The following is a 17,249-nucleotide window of genomic DNA, read 5'->3' as shown; positions in this document are numbered from 1 at the left end:
TCCACGTCGCCCGGACCGATCCTGCGATCGGCTCCACCCTGGATTCCTTCGGACATCGCCCCTCGCCATGCACGCCAACCGCCAAACCCGCCAGACCATCGTGCGCCTGCTCTCGAGCATGGCCAGCGCGAAGGAGATCAGCCAGTACCTCAAGCGCTTCTCGCAACTGGACGCCAAGCGCTTCGCCGTGGTCAAGGTCGGCGGCGCGGTGCTGCGCGACGACCTGGAGGCGCTGACTTCCTCGCTGTCGTTCCTGCAGGAAGTCGGCCTGACCCCGATCGTGCTGCACGGCGCCGGCCCGCAGTTGGACGCGGAGCTGTCCGCCGCCGGCATCGACAAGCAGACCGTCAACGGCCTGCGGGTGACCTCGCCGGAAGCGCTGGCGATCGTGCGCCGGGTGTTCCAGGCTTCCAACCTGAAGCTGGTCGAGGCGCTGCAGCAGAACGGCGCACGCGCCACGTCGATCACCGGCGGCGTGTTCGAGGCGCAGTACCTGGACCGCGACACCTACGGGCTGGTCGGCGAGGTCACCGCGGTGAACCTGGCACCGATCGAGGCCAGCCTGCAGGCCGGCTCGATCCCGGTCATCACCAGCCTGGGCGAGACCCCCAGCGGCCAGATCCTCAACATCAACGCCGATTTCGCCGCCAACGAACTGGTGCAGGAGCTGCAGCCGTACAAGATCATCTTCCTCACCGGCACCGGCGGCCTGCTCGACGAGAAGGGCACGGTGATCGATTCGATCAACCTGTCCACCGAGTACGACCACCTGATCGCGCAGCCGTGGATCCATGGCGGCATGAAGGTGAAGATCGAGCAGATCAAGGACCTGCTGGACCGGCTGCCGCTGGAGTCGTCGGTGTCGATCACGCGCCCGGCCGACCTGGCCAAGGAACTGTTCACCCACAAGGGCTCGGGCACCCTGGTGCGGCGCGGCGAGAAGGTGCTGCGCGCCACGGCGTGGAGCGAGCTGGACCTGCCGCGGCTGAAGACCCTGATCGAATCCAGTTTCGGCCGCACCCTGGTGCCGGACTATTTCGACACCACCAAGCTGCTGTGCGCCTACGTCAGCGAGAACTATCGCACCGCGGTGATCCTGACCGACGAGGGCGGCTACACCTACCTGGACAAGTTCGCCGTGCTCGACGACGCGCAGGGCGAGGGCCTGGGCCGCGCGGTGTGGAACGTGATGCGCGAGGAGACGCCGCAACTGTTCTGGCGTTCGCGCCACAACAACCAGGTCAACATCTTCTACTACGCCGAGTCCGACGGCTGCTTCAAGCAGGAGAAGTGGAAGGTGTTCTGGTACGGCCTGGAGACCTTCGAGCAGATCCAGCACTGCGTGGCGCATTGCGCGACGCGCACGCCGACCCTGCAGGGTTGAGCGGCGCCTTCGTCATGACCGTTCCCATCTCCAGCATCGATCCCGTGCTGCCCGAGGCCTGGCGCCACGTGCCCACACTGCGCGGGCGCCACGTCAGCCTGGAGCCGCTGCAGGCGGCGCATGCCGAGGGCCTGCGCGCCGCGCTGCGCGGCAGCGGCCTGGACGCGCTGTGGTACACCAATGTGCCGGCGCCAGAGCGGGTGGACGCCTACGTCGCTGCCGCGCTGGAGGTGCAGGCGCTGGGCCGGGTGCTGCCGTTCGTGGTGCGCGATGCGCAGGGCGAGATCGTCGGCAGCACGCGTTTCTACGGCCTGGATCCGCAGGTGCCGACGCTGTCGATCGGCTACACCTGGTATGCGCCACGGGTGCAGCGCAGCGGCCTGAACACCGAGGCCAAGCTGTTGCTGCTTGGCCACGCCTTCGAATCGCTGGGCTGCCTCAGCGTGGTGTTCGAGACCAGCTGGTTCAACCATGCCTCGCGCACCGCGATCGCGCGGCTGGGGGCCAAGCAGGACGGCGTGCTGCGCAACCACAAGCGTCACGCCGACGGCACCCCGCGCGACACCGTCATCTTCTCCATCATCGATACGGAATGGGCCGGGGTGAAACGCCACCTGCAGTTCCGCCTGGATTCGCACGCATGAACACTCCTGTTTATTCCATCGGCATCGTCGGCGCCCGTGGCCACACCGGCGCCGAACTGATCCGCCTGATCGCCGCGCATCCGCAGTTGCGGCTGGCCTTCCTGTCCTCGCGCGAGCTGGACGGGCAGCGCGTCGATGCCCACCACGACGCTTACGAAGGCGAGTTGCGCTACGAGAATCTCGACCCGGAGGCGGTGGCGGCCAAGCGCGCCGACGTGGTGGTGCTGGCGCTGCCCAACGGCAAGGCCGCGCCCTATGTGGCGGCGCTGGATGCGGCGGTCGCCGCCGGCGCGCCCGACCCGATCGTGGTCGATCTGTCCGCGGACTACCGCTTCGATCCGGCCTGGTACTACGGCCTGCCGGAACTGACCCGTGCCGGCTATGCCGGGCAGCGCCGCATCAGCAACCCGGGCTGCTACGCCACCGCGATGCAGCTGGCGATCGCGCCGCTGCGCGAGCAGCTCGCCGGGCCGCCGCAGTGTTTCGGCGTGTCCGGCTATTCCGGTGCCGGCACCACGCCGTCGGACAAGAACAACCCGGCGCTGCTGCACGACAACCTGATGCCGTACGCGTTGACCGACCACATGCACGAGCGCGAGGTGTCCGCGCAGCTCGGCGTGCCGGTGGAATTCATGCCGCATGTGGCGCCGCATTTCCGTGGCATCACCATGACCGTGAACCTGTGGCTGCAGCAACCGCTCAAGCTGGACGCGGTGCAGCAGCTGTATCGCACGCGCTATGCCGATGAGCCGCTGATCGAGGTGATCGACGAGGCGCCGTGGGTCAGCCGCATCGCCGGCCGCCACGGCGTCCAGCTCGGCGGCTTCACCCTGGCCCCGGGCAACAAGCGGCTGGTGCTGGTGGCCACGCTCGACAACCTGCTCAAGGGCGCCGCGACGCAGGCGATGCAGAACCTCAATCTGGCGCTGGGCGTGGACGAACTGACGTCGATCCCGCGGATGGACGCGCCGCAGTAGGGCGCCACCTCAGCGCGGCATCCATCACCGCCGCAGTGCGCCGCTTTCCGAATCCTCATTCCCCAATCCCCATTCCCGGCCTTCCCCAATGACCAACCTCCTCTGGCAGAAACCCGGCGTCGCCGTCGACACGCAGATCCAGGCCTTCCTGGCCGGCGACGACGTGCTCCTGGACCGCGAGTTCTTCCTGCACGACATCGCCGCCAGCGGCACGCACGCCGAGGGCCTGCAGCGCATCGGCATCCTGTCCGCCGACGAACTGGCCGGGCTGCAGCGCGAGCTGGCGGTGCTGGCCGAGGATTTCCGCAGCGGCGCGTTCGTGCTGGATGCGCGCTTCGAGGACGGGCACTCGGCGATCGAGGCGCGGCTGACCGAACGCCTGGGCGATGCCGGGCGCAAGATCCACACCGGACGCAGCCGCAACGACCAGATCCTGGTGGCCACCCGGCTGTGGCTGAAGGACAGGCTGGCGCGGCTGGCGCAACTGAGCGCGGAGATCGCCAAGGTGGCGCTGGACCGCGCGCAGGCCGAGCGCGACCTGCCGGTGCCCGGCTACACCCACATCCAGCGCGCCGTGGTGTCCTCGGCGGGCATGTGGTGGGCGGGCTGGGCCGAGGCCTTCATCGACGACGCGCTGCGCGCTCGCGACACTCTGCGCCTGGTCGACTGCAATCCGCTGGGCACCGCCGCCGGCTACGGCGTCAACCTGCCGCTGGACCGTGCGCACACCACCGCCGCGCTGGGCTTCGCGCGCCTGCAGGTCAGCCCGATCTACGCGCAGCTCTCGCGCGGCAAGTTCGAGATGGCCGCGCTGGAAGCGCTGGGCAGCGCCACCCTGGACCTGCGCCGCCTGGCTTGGGACCTGTCGCTGTTCACCAGCGGCGAATTCGGTTTCGTCGCGTTGCCGGCGCAGTACACCACCGGCAGCTCGATCATGCCCAACAAGCGCAACCCCGACGTGATCGAGCTGATGCGCGCCACCCACGCCAGCGTGGCTGCCGCGCGCACCGAGATCGAACAGTTGCTGTCGTTGCCGTCGGGCTATCACCGCGACCTGCAGAGCAGCAAGGGCGCGATCTTCCACGGCTTCGGCCGCGGTCTGGCCGCGCTGGAGCTGCTGCCGGCGCTGCTGGCCAACCTGGAGTGGCGCGAGGACAGACTGCGCGCGGCGATCGATTCGGGCATGTACGCCACCGACGTGGCGGTGGAAGCCGCAGTAGCCGGTGTGCCGTTCCGCGAGGCCTATCAGGCCGCCGCCGCATCCGCCGACAGCGCAGGGCAGGGGCGTACGCCGGAAGGCAGCCTGGCCGCGCGGGTCTCGCCGGGCGCCGCCGCCGATCTGCGCCTGGACGAGCTGCAGGCGCGCTGGCAGGCGCTGGAGGCTTGATTGCCTGTGGGAGGGCTTCAGCCGCGACGCCTCGGCGCTAACGCGTCGGGGCTGAAGCCCCTCCCACAAAAAGCATTCGCTGCGACGCCGAACATGCAAACCGATTGCAGAAGGAACACCGTACGATGAAGCACTACCTGGTCCTGGCGATGCGCAAACCGAGCTTCGACGAGCGCGTGGTCGCGCCGCATCTGGCCTTCCTCGACGACCTGCGCGCACGCGGCCTGCTGGCGCTGACCGGCGGCTTCAGCGACCGCAGCGGCGGCGCCTACCTGCTGCAGGGCGTGGACGACCTGGCGCAGGCGCAGGCGATCGTCGCCGCCGATCCGCTGGCGATCCACGGCAGCTCCGACCTCACCGTCTACGAATGGAACACGCGCTGATCCCATGACCTCGCAGACGCCATCGCCCTTCGTCGAACAACGCCTGCCGCCGTGGCGGCGCGCAGTGCTCAAGGTCGGCAGCAGCCTGTTGGCCGCCGACGGCGGCGGGCTCACGCCGCGCTTCGCGCTGGGCCTGGCGCAGTTCGTCTCGGCCAACCTGGCGGCCGGGCGCGAACTGGTGATCGTGTCCTCCGGCGCGGTCGCCGCCGGGCGCGCCATCGTGCCCAAGGCCGCCGAGGCCGGTGCGGCGCTGGCGGCACGGCAGGCGCTGGCCGCGCTCGGCCAGGCGCAGTTGATCGCGCTGTGGCAGCGCTTCTTCGAGCGGCCGGTGGCGCAGGTGCTGCTGACCCACGACGACCTGCGCAACCGTCGCCGCTATCTCAACGCGCGCGCCACGCTGGGCGAACTGTTGCGGCTGGGCGCGCTGCCGGTGGTCAACGAGAACGACACCGTCTCGGTGGACGAACTCAAGCTCGGCGACAACGACAATCTGGCCGCGATCGTCGCCGCCCTGGTCGATGCCGATGCGCTGTTCATCGCCACCGATATCGACGGCCTGTACACCGCCGACCCGCGCCGCGACCCGCAGGCACAACCGCTGCACGAGGTGCAGGAACTGAGCGCGGCGGTGCTGGCCATGGCCGGCGGCAGCGGCAGCGGCGTGGGCACCGGCGGCATGCGCACCAAGCTGGAGGCCGCGGCCAAGGCCGGCGCCGCCGGCATCGAGACCTATCTGTTCAACGGCCGCAGCGCCGAGGTGCTGCGCGGCCTGGCCCAGAACAGCCTGCGCGGCACGCGCATCCATGCCGCACGCACCCGCATCGCCGCGCGCAAGTACTGGCTGCGCCACGTGCCGGTGGAGCCGGGGGCGATCCTGGTCGATGCCGGCGCCGCCGCCGCGCTGCTCGACAAGGGCGCCTCGCTGCTGCCGGGCGGCGTGGCCGGCGCCGTGGGCGAGTTCCGCCGCGGCGACATGGTCGAGGTGCGCCTGCGCGACGCGGCCGGCGAGCGCTGCCTGGCGCGCGGGGTCAGCCAGTACGCGGCGGCGGACATCCGCCGCATCGCCGGCCGCCACTCGCGCGACATCGAGGCGATCCTGGGCTACAACTACGGCGAGAACGTGATCCATCGCGACGATCTGGTGGTGGTGCGGGAATCGGGAGTCGGGAATGGGGAATCGGCGTAAGCGCGCCCGCCCTGCGCCGACCGCGTCTGCGCCGCAAGGCCGGCACCTGCATCGCGCATCGCATTCGCCGCCTCTGATTTCCTCGCATCGCGCGTAGCCTTTTCGAATCCCGAATCCCGAATCCCGAATCCCGAATCCACCGGAGCCACCCAATGACCTCCATCCGCACCCAGGCCCTGCACTGCCGCGATGCCGCGCAAGCGCTGGCGCAGTTGTCGTCGCCGGCCAAACAGGCGTTGCTGGAGGCGATGGCGGCGGCGCTGGAAGCGGATGCGGAGGCGATCCTCGCCGCCAATGCGCGCGATCTGGAGGCGGCGCGGGCCAAGGACGTCGGCAGCGCGATGCTCGATCGGCTGGCGCTGGACCGCAAGCGCCTGGACGGCATCGCCGCGGCGTTGCGCGAGGTGGCGGGCCTGCCCGACCCGGTGGGGCAGGTCACCCGCGACGACGTGCGCCCCAACGGTATCCGCGTGCAGAAGATCCGCGTGCCGCTGGGTGTGGTGGCGATGATCTACGAGGCGCGCCCCAACGTTACCGCCGACGCCGCGGCGTTGTGTATCAAGGCCGGCAATGGGGTGATCCTGCGCGGCGGTTCCGAGGCGATCCATTCCAACACCGCCATCGCCGCGGCGCTGCGCCGGGCGCTACGCGAGGCCGGCATCGGCGAAGCCGCGCTGACCCTGGTGGAGGATCTGCGCCGCGAGACCATGCTGGAACTGCTGCAGCTCCACGACATCGTCGACCTGGCGATCCCGCGCGGCGGCGAAGGCCTGATCCGCTTCGTCGCCGAACATGCGCGGGTGCCGGTGATCAAGCACTACAAGGGCGTGTGCCATCTGTTCGTCGATGCCTCGGCGGATCTGGACCTGGCGGTGAAGCTGCTGGTCGACGGCAAGACCACGCGGCCGGCCGCCTGCAATTCGCTGGAAACGCTGCTGGTGCACGCCGACGTGGCCGCGCGCTTCCTGCCGCTGGCGGCGCAGGCGCTGCGTGCACGCGGTGTCGCCCTGCGCGGCGATGCCGCCACCCGCGCGCTGCTGCCGGACATCGACCCTGCCAGCGACGACGACTACGCCGCCGAGTACCTGGACCTGATCCTGGCGGTCGCGGTGGTGCCCGACCTGGACGCCGCGATCGCGCATATCCGCCGCTACGGCTCGGACCACACCGAAGTCATCGCCACCGCGGATGCGGCCAACGCGGAGGCCTTCGTGCAGGCGCTGCGCGCGGCGGTGGTGATGGTCAACGCCTCCTCGCGCTTCTCCGACGGCGGCGAACTGGGCCTGGGCGCGGAGATCGGCATCTCCACCACGCGCCTGCACGCCTACGGCCCGATGGGCCTGGAAGCGCTGACCGTGGAGCGCTTCGTGGTGCGCGGCGAAGGCCAGGTGCGGCACTGAGGCGCTGCGATCCTGGTCGGTCGGGCGCCTGAGCTGCCTGGCAAGGGAGTGATCTGCGTCGTGTCGGTGGAGCTGGGGCGGGGCAGCCACCTGAGCTGATCGGCATGGCGTGCCTGCGCGCTCGCGTGCCCGCGGCGCCAACGGCGAGGGTCGGCGACCCAGCCTTTGTCACTTGCCGAGTGAGGCGCCGTCGCCTAGCGTCGCGGATTCGCCTCCTTTCGGGATCCAATGCCCATGCGCCGCCTCGCTCCCTGCCTGCTCGCCGCTGCTGTCGCCCTCGCCACCGCCGGCACCGCGTTCGCCCAGACTGCGCCGATGACCCCGGACATCACCGGCAAGCCCTTCGTCGCGCCGACCGCGGCCAACGACTACATCAAGCGCGAGGTGATGATCCCGATGCGCGACGGGGTCAAGCTGCACACGGTGATCGTGCTGCCCAAGGGCGCGCACGGCGCGCCGATGCTGCTGACCCGCACGCCCTACGACGCCAGCGGCCGTGCCAGCCGGCTGGCCTCGCCGCACATGCGCGATCTGCTGCCGCAGGGCGACGAGGTGTTCGTCGATGGCGGCTACATCCGCGTGTTCCAGGATATCCGTGGCAAATACGGCTCGGAGGGCGACTACGTGGTGACCCGGCCGCTGCGCGGGCCGCTCAACCCGACCAAGGTCGACCATGCCACCGACGCCTGGGACACCATCGACTGGCTGGTCAAGCACGTGCCCGAATCCAACGGCAAGGTCGGCATGATCGGCTCGTCCTACGAGGGCTTCACCGTGGTGATGGCGCTGGCCGATCCGCATCCGGCGCTGAAGGTGGCCGCGCCGGAAAGCCCGATGATCGACGGCTGGATGGGCGACGACTGGCTCAACTACGGCGCCTTCCGCCAGGTCAACCTGGACTACTTCACCGGCCAGATGACCCGGCGCGGCAAGGGCGAGGGCATCCCGCGCCAGGGCTACGACGACTACAGCAATTTCCTGCGCGCCGGTTCGGCTGGCGACTACGCCAAGGCCGCCGGGCTGGAGCAGTTGCCGTGGTGGCGCAAGCTCACCGAGCACCCGGCCTACGACGCGTTCTGGCAAGAGCAGGCGCTGGACAAGGTGATGGCGCGCACCCCGCTGAAGGTGCCGACGATGTGGCTGCAGGGGCTGTGGGACCAGGAAGACATGTGGGGCGCGATCCACAGCTACGAGGCGATGGAGCCGCGCGACACCGGCAACGACAAGAACTACCTGGTGATGGGGCCGTGGCGGCACAGCCAGGTCAACTACGAGGGCGCCTCGCTGGGCGCGCTGCAGTTCGACGGCGACACCGCGCTGCAGTTCCGCCGCGACGTGCTCAAGCCGTTCTTCGATCAGTACCTGGTCGACGGCGCGCCCAAGGCCGACACGCCGCCGGTGCTGATCTACGATACCGGCGCCAACCACTGGGACCGCCTGCAGCGCTGGCCGCTGAGCTGCGCGCAGGGCTGCCCGGCGCAGAGCAAGCCGCTGTACCTGGAGGCCGGCGGCCGCGTCTCGTTCGAGGCGCCCAAGGCCGGGCAGGGCGAGTACACCGAATACGTGTCCGACCCGGCCAAGCCGGTGCCGTTCGTGCCGCGCCCGGTGGTGTTCGGCGCCCGCGACATGTGGACCACCTGGCTGGTGCACGACCAGCGCTTCGTCGATGGCCGCCCGGACGTACTGACCTTCGTCAGCGAACCGCTGCAGGCGCCGCTGCGCATCGCCGGCGCGCCGCAGGTGAACCTGCAGGCCTCCACCAGCGGCAGCGACAGCGACTGGGTGGTGAAGCTGATCGACGTGTACCCGGACCAGATGGCGTCCGATCCGAAACTGGGCGGCTATGAATTGCCGGTGTCGCTGGCGATCTTCCGCGGCCGCTACCGCGAAAGCTTCGAGCATCCGGCGCCGCTGACCCCGAACCAGCCGCTGGCCTACCGCTTCGGCCTGCCCACCGCCAATCACACCTTCGAGCGCGGCCACCGGGTGATGGTGCAGGTGCAATCGAGCCTGTTCCCGCTGTACGACCGCAATCCGCAGACTTACGTGCCGAACATCTACTTCGCCAAGCCGGGCGATTACCAGAAGGCGACGCAGCGGATCTGGCACACGCCGCAGCAGGCGAGCTACATCAGTTTGCCGGTGGAGTGAGCCAATTCCCGATCCCGCGCGTCGTGCGCGGGATCGTGGTGGGACCACGCGGTGTGGGGCGTCGCCGGGGCGTTTACAGGTTGCGCAAGCCTTGCGTGATTTGCTCTATGCCGTCCTGCGGGTGGAAGTCCTTCCAGAGTCCGCTCGTGCCGGGCGGATTGGAGCGGATCAGCACTTCGCCGAGGGCCAGCGCAAAGGCCGTTCCCTGGCCGACCTCGTCGAAGGTCAGTGCGCGTGTGGTACCGGAGACCCGGATCTTCAGATCATTGGCAAGTTTCTGGGCCGGCTCCCACAGTTCGTTATCGCCGAGCGTGCCCTGTTGCGTCGCGGTGCCGCTGGCGCAGTTCGCCAGCACCACCCAGGGGCACTGCGAGCCACGCACCAGCGTGGTCAGGCTGCCCAGCACGCCGCTCTTGAGCAGTTCGCTGCGGTGGCCGACCACGATCAGACTCATGTAGCCGTCCAGTGCGCTGCTGGTGAGCTTGCGGCCGTCGATCACGTTCGAATAGGCCGAGAATCTGGCATTGAGGCGTTTCGCCTCGCGTTCTCCATCGTTGGCGGAATCGGGAATCCAGGTAATCAGGGTGTGGATGGTTTTGCCGGGCATGGAAGTGTCCTCGTGACGCGTCGGGAGGGCGGGCGCGTGATGCGCTCGGGCCGCTGACGCAATGCCGAGACAGGGGACGGGATGCGAGCAGCGGTTCCCACGATGGACACTGATGTGCATCACCGGGATCGGTGCGGTGCCGATGTTCGCCGTCGTGCAGACCGATCCGGGTCGCCGCCGCAAGCGGCCAAGTACGCCGTAGCAATGCGGGGGCGACGCCACGCCGTCGCGAGACCGGATTGCAGACACAAAAAAACCCGGAAAACTGTGGTTTTCCAGGCTTCTTGTGACCTTGAAACTGGTCGGGGAGACAGGATTCGAACCTGCGACCTCTACGTCCCGAACGTAGCGCTCTACCAGACTGAGCTACACCCCGAAGGAGCCGCACATGATACGGAGGTCTTCCGCATTCGGCAAGCGCCTTTGCAAAAAAATTTCAGTCCCCCGCGGCGGCTGCGTCCGCGGCATCCGCCGCGTTGCGCTCGCGCGCTTCGAACCACATGCCGTTGAGGATGGCGGCGGTGGAGGCCAGGCCGACACCGAGAATCCAGGCGAAGTACCACATGATCGTTTCTCCTTGCGGGCGCGTCAGTACGCGTTGGGGTTGTCGTCCAGGGAGGCGGCGGTGACCTTGCCCTTGAGCACGCGGTACACCCAGGTGGTGTAGCCGAGGATGATCGGCAGGAACACCACGGTGGCCAGCAGCATGATCCACAGGGTCAGGTGGCTGCTGGAGGCGTCCCACACGGTCAGGCTGGAGCCGGGCTGGCTGGAGGAGGGCAGCAGGAACGGGAAGATCGCAAAGCCCACGGTCAGGATGATGCCGGCGATGGCCGCGCCGGAGGCGATGAACGCCAGGCCGCCGCGGCGCTTGCGCAGCAGCACCGCGCTGAGCAGCAGGCCGAGCAGGCCGGCGGCCGGGGCCAGGGCGGTCAGCGGCATGGTCTGGTAGTTGTGCATCCAGCCGCCGACCTCGCCGAGCACGGCGGTCTTCAGCAGCGGGTTGGTGGCGCCGTCGGTGACCACCTGCGAGGTGACCGCATAGCCGGGCAGGCCAGTGGCCACCCATACCCCGGCGCCGGCGAACAGCGCGCAGGCCGCCAGGGCGGCGATGCTGCCGTAGCGCGCCGCGCGCTCGGCCACCGGGCCGTCGGTCTTCACCACCAGCATCGCCGCGCCGTGCGCCACCAGCATGCTCACGCTGAGCAGGCCGGCGAGCAGGGCGAACGGCATCAGCAGGCCGAAGAAGCTGCCGGTGTAGAACACCCGCAGGGTGTCGTCGAAGTGGAACGGCACGCCCAGCAGCACGTTGCCCACCGCCACGCCCATGATCAGCGCCGGGATGAAGCCGCCGACGAACAGCGCCCAGTCCCAGCCGTTGCGCCAGCGCTGGCTGGGCAGCTTGCCGCGGAACTTGAACCCGACCGGGCGCAGGATCAGCGCGAACAGGATCACGAACATCGCCAGGTAGAAGCCGGAGAAGCTCACCGCGTACAGCGGCGGGAAGGCGGCGAAGATCGCGCCGCCGCCCAGGATCAACCAGACCTGGTTGCCTTCCCAGACCGGGCCGATGGTGTTGACCACCAGCCGGCGTTCGGCGTCGGTCTTGGCCACGAACGGCAGCAGCGCGCCGACGCCCAGGTCGAATCCGTCCATCACCGCGAAGCCGATCAGCAGGATGCCCAGCAGCAGCCACCAGATCACGCGCAGCGTGGTGTAGTCCAATGCAATGAAGTCCATGGTGTGTCTCCTGCCGGAATCAGAGGTGGCCGGCGGCCGCAGGTGCGGCGATCGGGGTGACGGGACGCGGGGCGGGTTGCAGCAGGGCGGGCAGGTCGTCCGGCCCCTTGCGGATCGCCTTGAGCATCAGCTTGATCTCGATGATCAGCAGCGTGGTGTAGATCGCCACGAAGCCGGCGAGGGTGATCAGGATGTCGTGCAGGGCCAGGCCGGAAGCGGCATAGAAGGTCGGCAGCACGCCTTCCACCGCCCACGGCTGGCGGCCGTACTCGGCCACGAACCAGCCGCACTCGATCGCGATCCACGGCATTGGCAGGGTCCACAGCGCCAGCTTCAGGAACCAGCGCTTGTCCTCGAAGTTGTGCTTGCAGGAGAACCACAGCGCCGCGGCGAAGAACGCGATCAGGTAGAAGCCCAGGCCGGCCATCACCCGGAACGTCCAGAACAGCGGCAGTACCCGCGGCACCGTGTCCAGCGCGGCCTTGGCGATCTCCTCCGGGGTGGCGTTGAGGATGTCCTCGCGGTAGCGCTTGAGCAGCAGGCCGTGGCCCAGGTCCTGCCAGTGGCGATCGAACACCGCCCGCGCTTCGGCGTCGTTGCGGTTGGCCTTGAGCCGCTGCAGCGCGCCGTAGGCGATCTGCCCGCCGCGCACGCGGTGCTCGGCGCGCTTGACCAGTTCCAGGATGCCCGGCACCGGCGTGTTCAACGAGCGCGTGGCGATCAGGCCCATCAGGTACGGCACCTTGATCGCGTAGTCGTTCTTGCCGGTGGCCTGGTTGGGGATGCCGAAGGCGGTGAAGTCGGCCGGCGCCTGCTCCGTTTCCCACATCGCCTCGATCGCGGCCAGCTTCATCTTCTGGTGTTCGTTGGCGGCGTAGCCGCTCTCGTCGCCCAGCACCACCACCGACAGCGAGGACGCCAGCCCGAACGCGGCGGCCACCGCGAACGAGCGCCGGGCGATGTCGCGGTGCTTGCCGCGCAGCAGGTACAGCGCGCTGATCGACATCACGAACACCGCACCGGTCACGTAGCCGGCGCTGACCGTATGCACGAACTTGGCCTGCGCCACCGGGTTGAACACCACCGCCATGAAGTCCACCACTTCCATGCGCATGGTGTCCGGATTGAACACCGCGCCGGTCGGGTTCTGCATCCAGCCGTTGGCGATCAGGATCCACACCGCCGACAGGTTGGTGCCCAGCGCCATCAGCCAGGTCACCATCAGGTGCTTGACCGGGGTGAGCTTGCTCCAGCCGAAGAAGAACAGGCCGATGAAGGTCGCCTCCAGGAAGAACGCCATCAGCCCTTCGATCGCCAGCGGCGCGCCGAAGATGTCGCCGACGTAGTGGCTGTAGTAGGACCAGTTCATGCCGAACTGGAACTCCATGACGATGCCGGTGGCCACGCCCATCGCGAAGTTGATGCCGAACAGCACGCCCCAGAACAGGGTCATGCGCCGCCACACGTCCTTGCGGGTCATGACGTACACGCTCTCCATGATCGCGATCATGAAGGACAGGCCCAGGGTGAGCGGGACGAACAGGAAGTGGTACATCGCGGTCATGGCGAACTGCAGCCGCGACAGCTCTACGACAGTGGTGTCGATCATGGCTGTGCTACCTCGTGGAAGATGTGCATCTGGGTGGCCGAGTGGCGGGAGATTGGAGGCGATCTTCCGCCGGGCCGGCGCGTTCGACCTTGATTCAGATCAATGTGCGCAACCGGGGTGCCCGGCATCGTGGCGGCCACGGCGGTTCCGGCCCGGAAGCGCCTTCCCGCTAAACTGGCGACTTCGTTCGCCGCGCCGAGCCCGTTTTGACCGATTCCGCCGAGCCGTCCACTGCACTGCCCGCCGATACGCCGCAGCAGCGGCAGCAGCGCATGCGCTGGCTGGAGGCCCTGGCCGTGGCCGCGCGCGGCCGCCAGCGCCTGGCTGCGGCGGCGATCAGCGCGTCCGGCGCGCTGCTGATCGTGCAGGCCGGCGCCATCGCCTGGCTGGTGCAGGCGCTGCTGGTCGAGCGCCACGACCTGGCGCAGGCACTGCCGGCCTTCGGCCTGCTGGCGCTGGTGTTGGTCCTGCGCGCCGGACTCGGCGCCGCCGCGCAGCGGGCTGCCGGCGATGTCGCCGATGCGGCCAAACTCGAATTGCGTCGGCGCGTGTACCGGCAACTGCTGCAGCGCGGGCCGCTGTGGCTGCGTGGGCAGCGCAACGGCGAACTCGGCGAACTGCTGCTGGCGCATGGCGATGCGCTGGACGGTTACTACGCCGGCTACCGGCCCGCGCGCTGGGAAGTGAGCGTGGTGCCGCTGTTGATCGTGCTGGCGGTGGCGTGGAGCGACTGGGTGGTCGGTCTGATCCTGTTGTTCACCGCGCCGTTGGTGCCGATCTTCATGATGCTGGTGGGCTGGGGCGCCGAGGCCGCCGGCCGCCGTCAGTTGCGCGAACTGGCGCGGATGGGCGGACACTTCGCCGACCGGCTCAAGGGCCTGGGCCTGTTGCGCCTGTACGGGCGCGGCGACGACGAACTGCGCGGGATCGCCGCTGCTGCCGAGGGCGTGCGCGAGCGCACGCTGAAAGTGCTGCGCATCGCGTTCCTGTCGTCCACCGTGCTTGAGTTCTTCGCCTCGGTCAGCGTGGCGATCGTCGCGCTGTACCTGGGCCTGAGCTACCTCGGCATGATCGCCCTGCACGGCAGCGTGCCGACCCTGGGCACCGGCGTGTTCTGCCTGCTGCTGGCGCCGGAGTTCTATGCGCCGCTGCGGCGCCTGGCCGCGCATTACCACGACCGCGCCAATGCGCTGGCCGCGGCAGCCGAGGTGGAGCGCCTGCTGGAAAGCCTGCCGCAGGCCACGGATACACCGGCTGCGCACGCCGAGGGGGCCATCGTGCCGAACGACGCCGCTGCCGAGGCAATGCCCGTCGCCGCGCCTTCCACAAGCGCGTCGCGCGAGGTACCGCTGCTGCAGGCGCGCGCGCTGCATCTGCGGCCGCTGGGTGCGCGCTGCGACGCGGTGCAGGGCCTGGATGTCGATCTGCATGCCGGACAGCGCCTGGCCCTGGTCGGCCCCAGTGGCAGCGGCAAGAGCACGCTGCTGGAAGCGCTGGCCGGGTGGCTGCCGCCGCGTGCCGGTACCTTGCAGGTGCGCAAGGGGCTGCGCATCGGCTACGCCGGGCAGCGGCCGTATCTGTTCCACGGCAGCATCGCCGACAACCTGCGCCTGGCCGATCCGCAGGCCAGCGCTGCGCAACTGCATGCCGCCGCCGAGGCGGCGCAGGTGCTGCGCTTCGCCGCACGTCTGCCGCAGGGGCTGGACACGCCGATCGGCGAGCGCGGTTTCGGCCTGTCCGGCGGCGAGGCGCGGCGCATCGGCCTGGCGCGACTGTTGCTGCGCGATCCCGAACTGCTGTTGCTGGACGAACCGACCGCGTTCCTGGACGCGGACACCGAGGCGGACCTGCTGCGCACGCTGGCGGACTTCGCCCGCGGCCGCAGCGTGATCGTCGCCACCCACAGCGAGGCGGCGATGCGCTGGGCCGATACCGTGCTGCGGTTGCCGGCACGCACCACCTCCGCCGCGACCCAGGGAGCGCAGCCATGAGCGGCACTCGCGACAGCTTGCGCGGCGTGTTCGGCCGCCATCTCGGCCGGCTGCTGCTGACCGCGCTGCTGGTGCTGTGCACGATGCTGGCCGGGGTCGGGCTGCTCGGCCTGTCCGGCGGCTTCCTCACCGCCGCAGCGCTGGCCGGCGCGGTCGGCATGGGCAGCGGGTTCAATTTCTTCTCGCCCTCGGCGGGCATCCGCGCACTGACCTTCGCCCGCATCGCCTCGCGCTATGGCGAAAAGCTGGTCGGGCACGACGCCACCCTGCGCAGCGCCCGCGACCTGCGGGTGTGGTTCTTCCGCCGCGCGCTGCCGCTGGCACCGGCACGGCTCGGCGCCAGCCGCACCGGCGAACTGCTGGCACGGCTGATGTCGGACATCGGCGAGGTCGACGGCCTGGTGGTGCGCGCGCTGGCGCCGCTGGCGGCACTGCTCGGCGTCGGCACGATCGGCATTGCCGCGGCAGCGGCGATCCACGGGCCGGCGGCGCTGGTGCTGACCGCGCTGGCGTTGGCGATCGGACTGGGTGTGCCGTGGGTGGTGGCGCGCGGCGGCGAGGCTCGCGAACGTGCGCGCGCGCAGCAGCGCGAAGCCTTGCGCACTCTGGCCTACGAAGGCCTGGAGGGCGCCGCCGACCTGGCCGCGCTCGACGCGCAAGCCGCCTGGATCGCGCGCGTGGACGCCAGCGCGCAGGCGGTGCGCGCCGAGGACCGGCGTCAGCGTCAGCGGCTGATCGGCGGCAACGCCTTGCACGCGCTGTGCGCTGCGGCGGGCCTGTTGGCGATGCTGTGGGTGGCGCTGGGTGCGGCGCGTGCCGACGCGATCAGCGCCGAACAGGCCGCCGGCCTGGTGTTCCTGACCGTGGCCCTGCTCGAGGTCTGGGCCGGGGCCGGCCTGGCCTGGCAGGCGCTGCAGTCCGGCCGCGTCGCCGCGCGGCGCCTGCAGGCGATCGCCGGGCAGGCGCCACCGGTGCTTGACCCGGCGCATCCGCAGTCGCTGCCGGCGACCGGCGAGGTGCAGTTCGATGACGTCGTGTTCGCCTGGCCGGGCGAGGCGCGGCGCGTACTCGACGGTGTGTCCCTGCGCATCGCGCCGGGCGAGCGCATCGCCCTCTCTGGCGACAGCGGCAGCGGCAAGACCACCCTGTCGGCGCTGCTGCTGCGGCTGTGGGATCCGCAACAGGGCAGCGTGCGCTACGCCGGCACGGATTTGCGCGAGGTGGCCGAGGCGCAGTGGCACCGCCGCGTCGCCTGGCTGCCGCAGGGCGCGCCGGTGTTCGCCGGCAGCGTGCGCGACAATCTGCGCCTGGGCGATCCCGCAGCCGACGATGCGCGGCTGCAGCGGGTGCTGACCGACGTGCGGCTCGACGCCTGGCTGCACGAAGTCGGTGGCCTCGATGCCTGGCTCGGCGAAAACGGCGCCACCATGTCCGCCGGCCAGGCGCGGCGCCTGGCCCTGGCCCGCGCGCTGTTGCGCGAGGCACCGCTGCTGGTGCTGGACGAACCCACCGAAGGCCTGGACGTGGACACCGCGCAGGCGCTGTTGCGCGACCTGGCGCAGGCGTTGGGCCAGCGCAGCCTGCTGCTGATCAGCCACGACACGCTGCCCGATGGGGTGGTGCATGTGCGCTATCGCTTGCAGGACGGACAGCTCGTGCGCAGCGTCGAAGCGTCGGGCGATGACACGGTGTGAGACACGCGCAGCGTGACTGGTCGCGCGTGGCGCACGTGTGCCACGAATGGCGGCGACCTCCAGGCACGCACGTCGCAGAACGATGGCAACTGGGAC

At 69.8% G+C, this 17,249-nt stretch carries 14 protein-coding genes and 1 tRNA gene; 10 read left to right on the top strand and 5 right to left on the bottom strand.

Translation table 11 applies throughout. From position 1 onward, the window contains the following. Positions 1-67 precede the first annotated feature (67 nt). The 8 genes from CEK69_RS13060 to CEK69_RS13025 all read left to right on the top strand — a co-directional run bounded on the left by CEK69_RS13060 (position 68) and on the right by CEK69_RS13025 (position 9,512). Entirely contained in the window at positions 68-1,384 is a 1,317-nt protein-coding gene (locus CEK69_RS13060) for an acetylglutamate kinase (RefSeq protein WP_152246025.1), read from the top strand. A 14-nt stretch (positions 1,385-1,398) separates the two neighbouring features. Then, positions 1,399-2,028 carry a GNAT family protein gene (locus CEK69_RS13055; protein ID WP_152239359.1) on the top strand — a complete coding sequence of 210 codons (630 nt, stop codon included), beginning with the start codon at positions 1,399-1,401 and terminating at the stop codon, positions 2,026-2,028. Further along, on the top strand, positions 2,025-3,005 hold the full coding sequence (argC, locus tag CEK69_RS13050; protein ID WP_152246023.1) for an N-acetyl-gamma-glutamyl-phosphate reductase: 981 nt from the start codon (positions 2,025-2,027) through the stop codon (positions 3,003-3,005). Before CEK69_RS13055 ends, argC begins: the two co-directional genes overlap by 4 nt. Before the next feature lie 88 nt (positions 3,006-3,093). Beyond that, the gene (gene argH / locus CEK69_RS13045; RefSeq protein ID WP_152246021.1) at positions 3,094-4,392 is read left to right on the top strand and encodes an argininosuccinate lyase; all 1,299 of its coding nucleotides are present in this window, start codon (positions 3,094-3,096) and stop codon (positions 4,390-4,392) included. 125 nt (positions 4,393-4,517) lie between these two features. Next, positions 4,518-4,775, top strand: a complete 258-nt coding sequence (locus CEK69_RS13040; RefSeq protein WP_043095621.1) for a YciI family protein — start codon at positions 4,518-4,520, stop codon at positions 4,773-4,775. A gap of 4 nt (positions 4,776-4,779) precedes the next feature. Continuing rightward, entirely contained in the window at positions 4,780-5,961 is a 1,182-nt protein-coding gene (gene proB / locus CEK69_RS13035; RefSeq protein WP_152246019.1) for a glutamate 5-kinase, read from the top strand. 152 nt (positions 5,962-6,113) lie between these two features. Further along, entirely contained in the window at positions 6,114-7,361 is a 1,248-nt protein-coding gene (locus tag CEK69_RS13030; RefSeq protein WP_152246017.1) for a glutamate-5-semialdehyde dehydrogenase, read from the top strand. 234 nt (positions 7,362-7,595) lie between these two features. Next, entirely contained in the window at positions 7,596-9,512 is a 1,917-nt protein-coding gene (locus CEK69_RS13025; RefSeq protein ID WP_152246015.1) for a CocE/NonD family hydrolase, read from the top strand. 73 nt (positions 9,513-9,585) lie between these two features. Here CEK69_RS13025 and CEK69_RS13020 read toward each other — a convergent pair whose 3' ends face one another. The 5 genes from CEK69_RS13020 to CEK69_RS13000 all read right to left on the bottom strand — a co-directional run bounded on the left by CEK69_RS13020 (position 9,586) and on the right by CEK69_RS13000 (position 13,468). Continuing rightward, positions 9,586-10,119, bottom strand: a complete 534-nt coding sequence (locus CEK69_RS13020) for a hypothetical protein (protein WP_152239364.1) — start codon at positions 10,117-10,119, stop codon at positions 9,586-9,588. Between the two features lie 299 nt (positions 10,120-10,418). Further along, positions 10,419-10,495, bottom strand: a tRNA-Pro gene (locus tag CEK69_RS13015). 60 nt (positions 10,496-10,555) lie between these two features. Continuing rightward, positions 10,556-10,684 (bottom strand): cytochrome bd-I oxidase subunit CydX, encoded by a 129-nt coding sequence (gene cydX / locus CEK69_RS13010; protein WP_010343450.1) that lies wholly within the window; start codon positions 10,682-10,684, stop codon positions 10,556-10,558. Positions 10,685-10,707: 23 nt separating this feature from the next. Next, positions 10,708-11,859 carry a cytochrome d ubiquinol oxidase subunit II gene (cydB, locus tag CEK69_RS13005; protein WP_152239365.1) on the bottom strand — a complete coding sequence of 384 codons (1,152 nt, stop codon included), beginning with the start codon at positions 11,857-11,859 and terminating at the stop codon, positions 10,708-10,710. Positions 11,860-11,878: 19 nt separating this feature from the next. Beyond that, positions 11,879-13,468 carry a cytochrome ubiquinol oxidase subunit I gene (locus CEK69_RS13000; RefSeq protein ID WP_017910523.1) on the bottom strand — a complete coding sequence of 530 codons (1,590 nt, stop codon included), beginning with the start codon at positions 13,466-13,468 and terminating at the stop codon, positions 11,879-11,881. Between the two features lie 272 nt (positions 13,469-13,740). Between CEK69_RS13000 and cydD the strand changes: the two genes are divergently transcribed. Together cydD and cydC are read left to right on the top strand one after the other, a co-directional pair. Next, complete coding sequence (gene cydD / locus CEK69_RS12995) at positions 13,741-15,459, top strand: thiol reductant ABC exporter subunit CydD (protein WP_226975156.1); 1,719 nt, start codon at positions 13,741-13,743, stop codon at positions 15,457-15,459. Beyond that, positions 15,456-17,153 carry a thiol reductant ABC exporter subunit CydC gene (gene cydC / locus CEK69_RS12990; RefSeq protein ID WP_152246011.1) on the top strand — a complete coding sequence of 566 codons (1,698 nt, stop codon included), beginning with the start codon at positions 15,456-15,458 and terminating at the stop codon, positions 17,151-17,153. The genes cydD and cydC overlap by 4 nt, the downstream gene beginning before the upstream one ends. Positions 17,154-17,249: the final 96 nt, after the last annotated feature.

This window comes from Xanthomonas sp. LMG 12462, from assembly GCF_009192885.1.
GTDB lineage: Bacteria > Pseudomonadota > Gammaproteobacteria > Xanthomonadales > Xanthomonadaceae > Xanthomonas_A > Xanthomonas_A sontii.
Note: the sequence above shows the minus strand (reverse complement) of the source record. Positions and strands in the feature narration are given on the sequence as shown.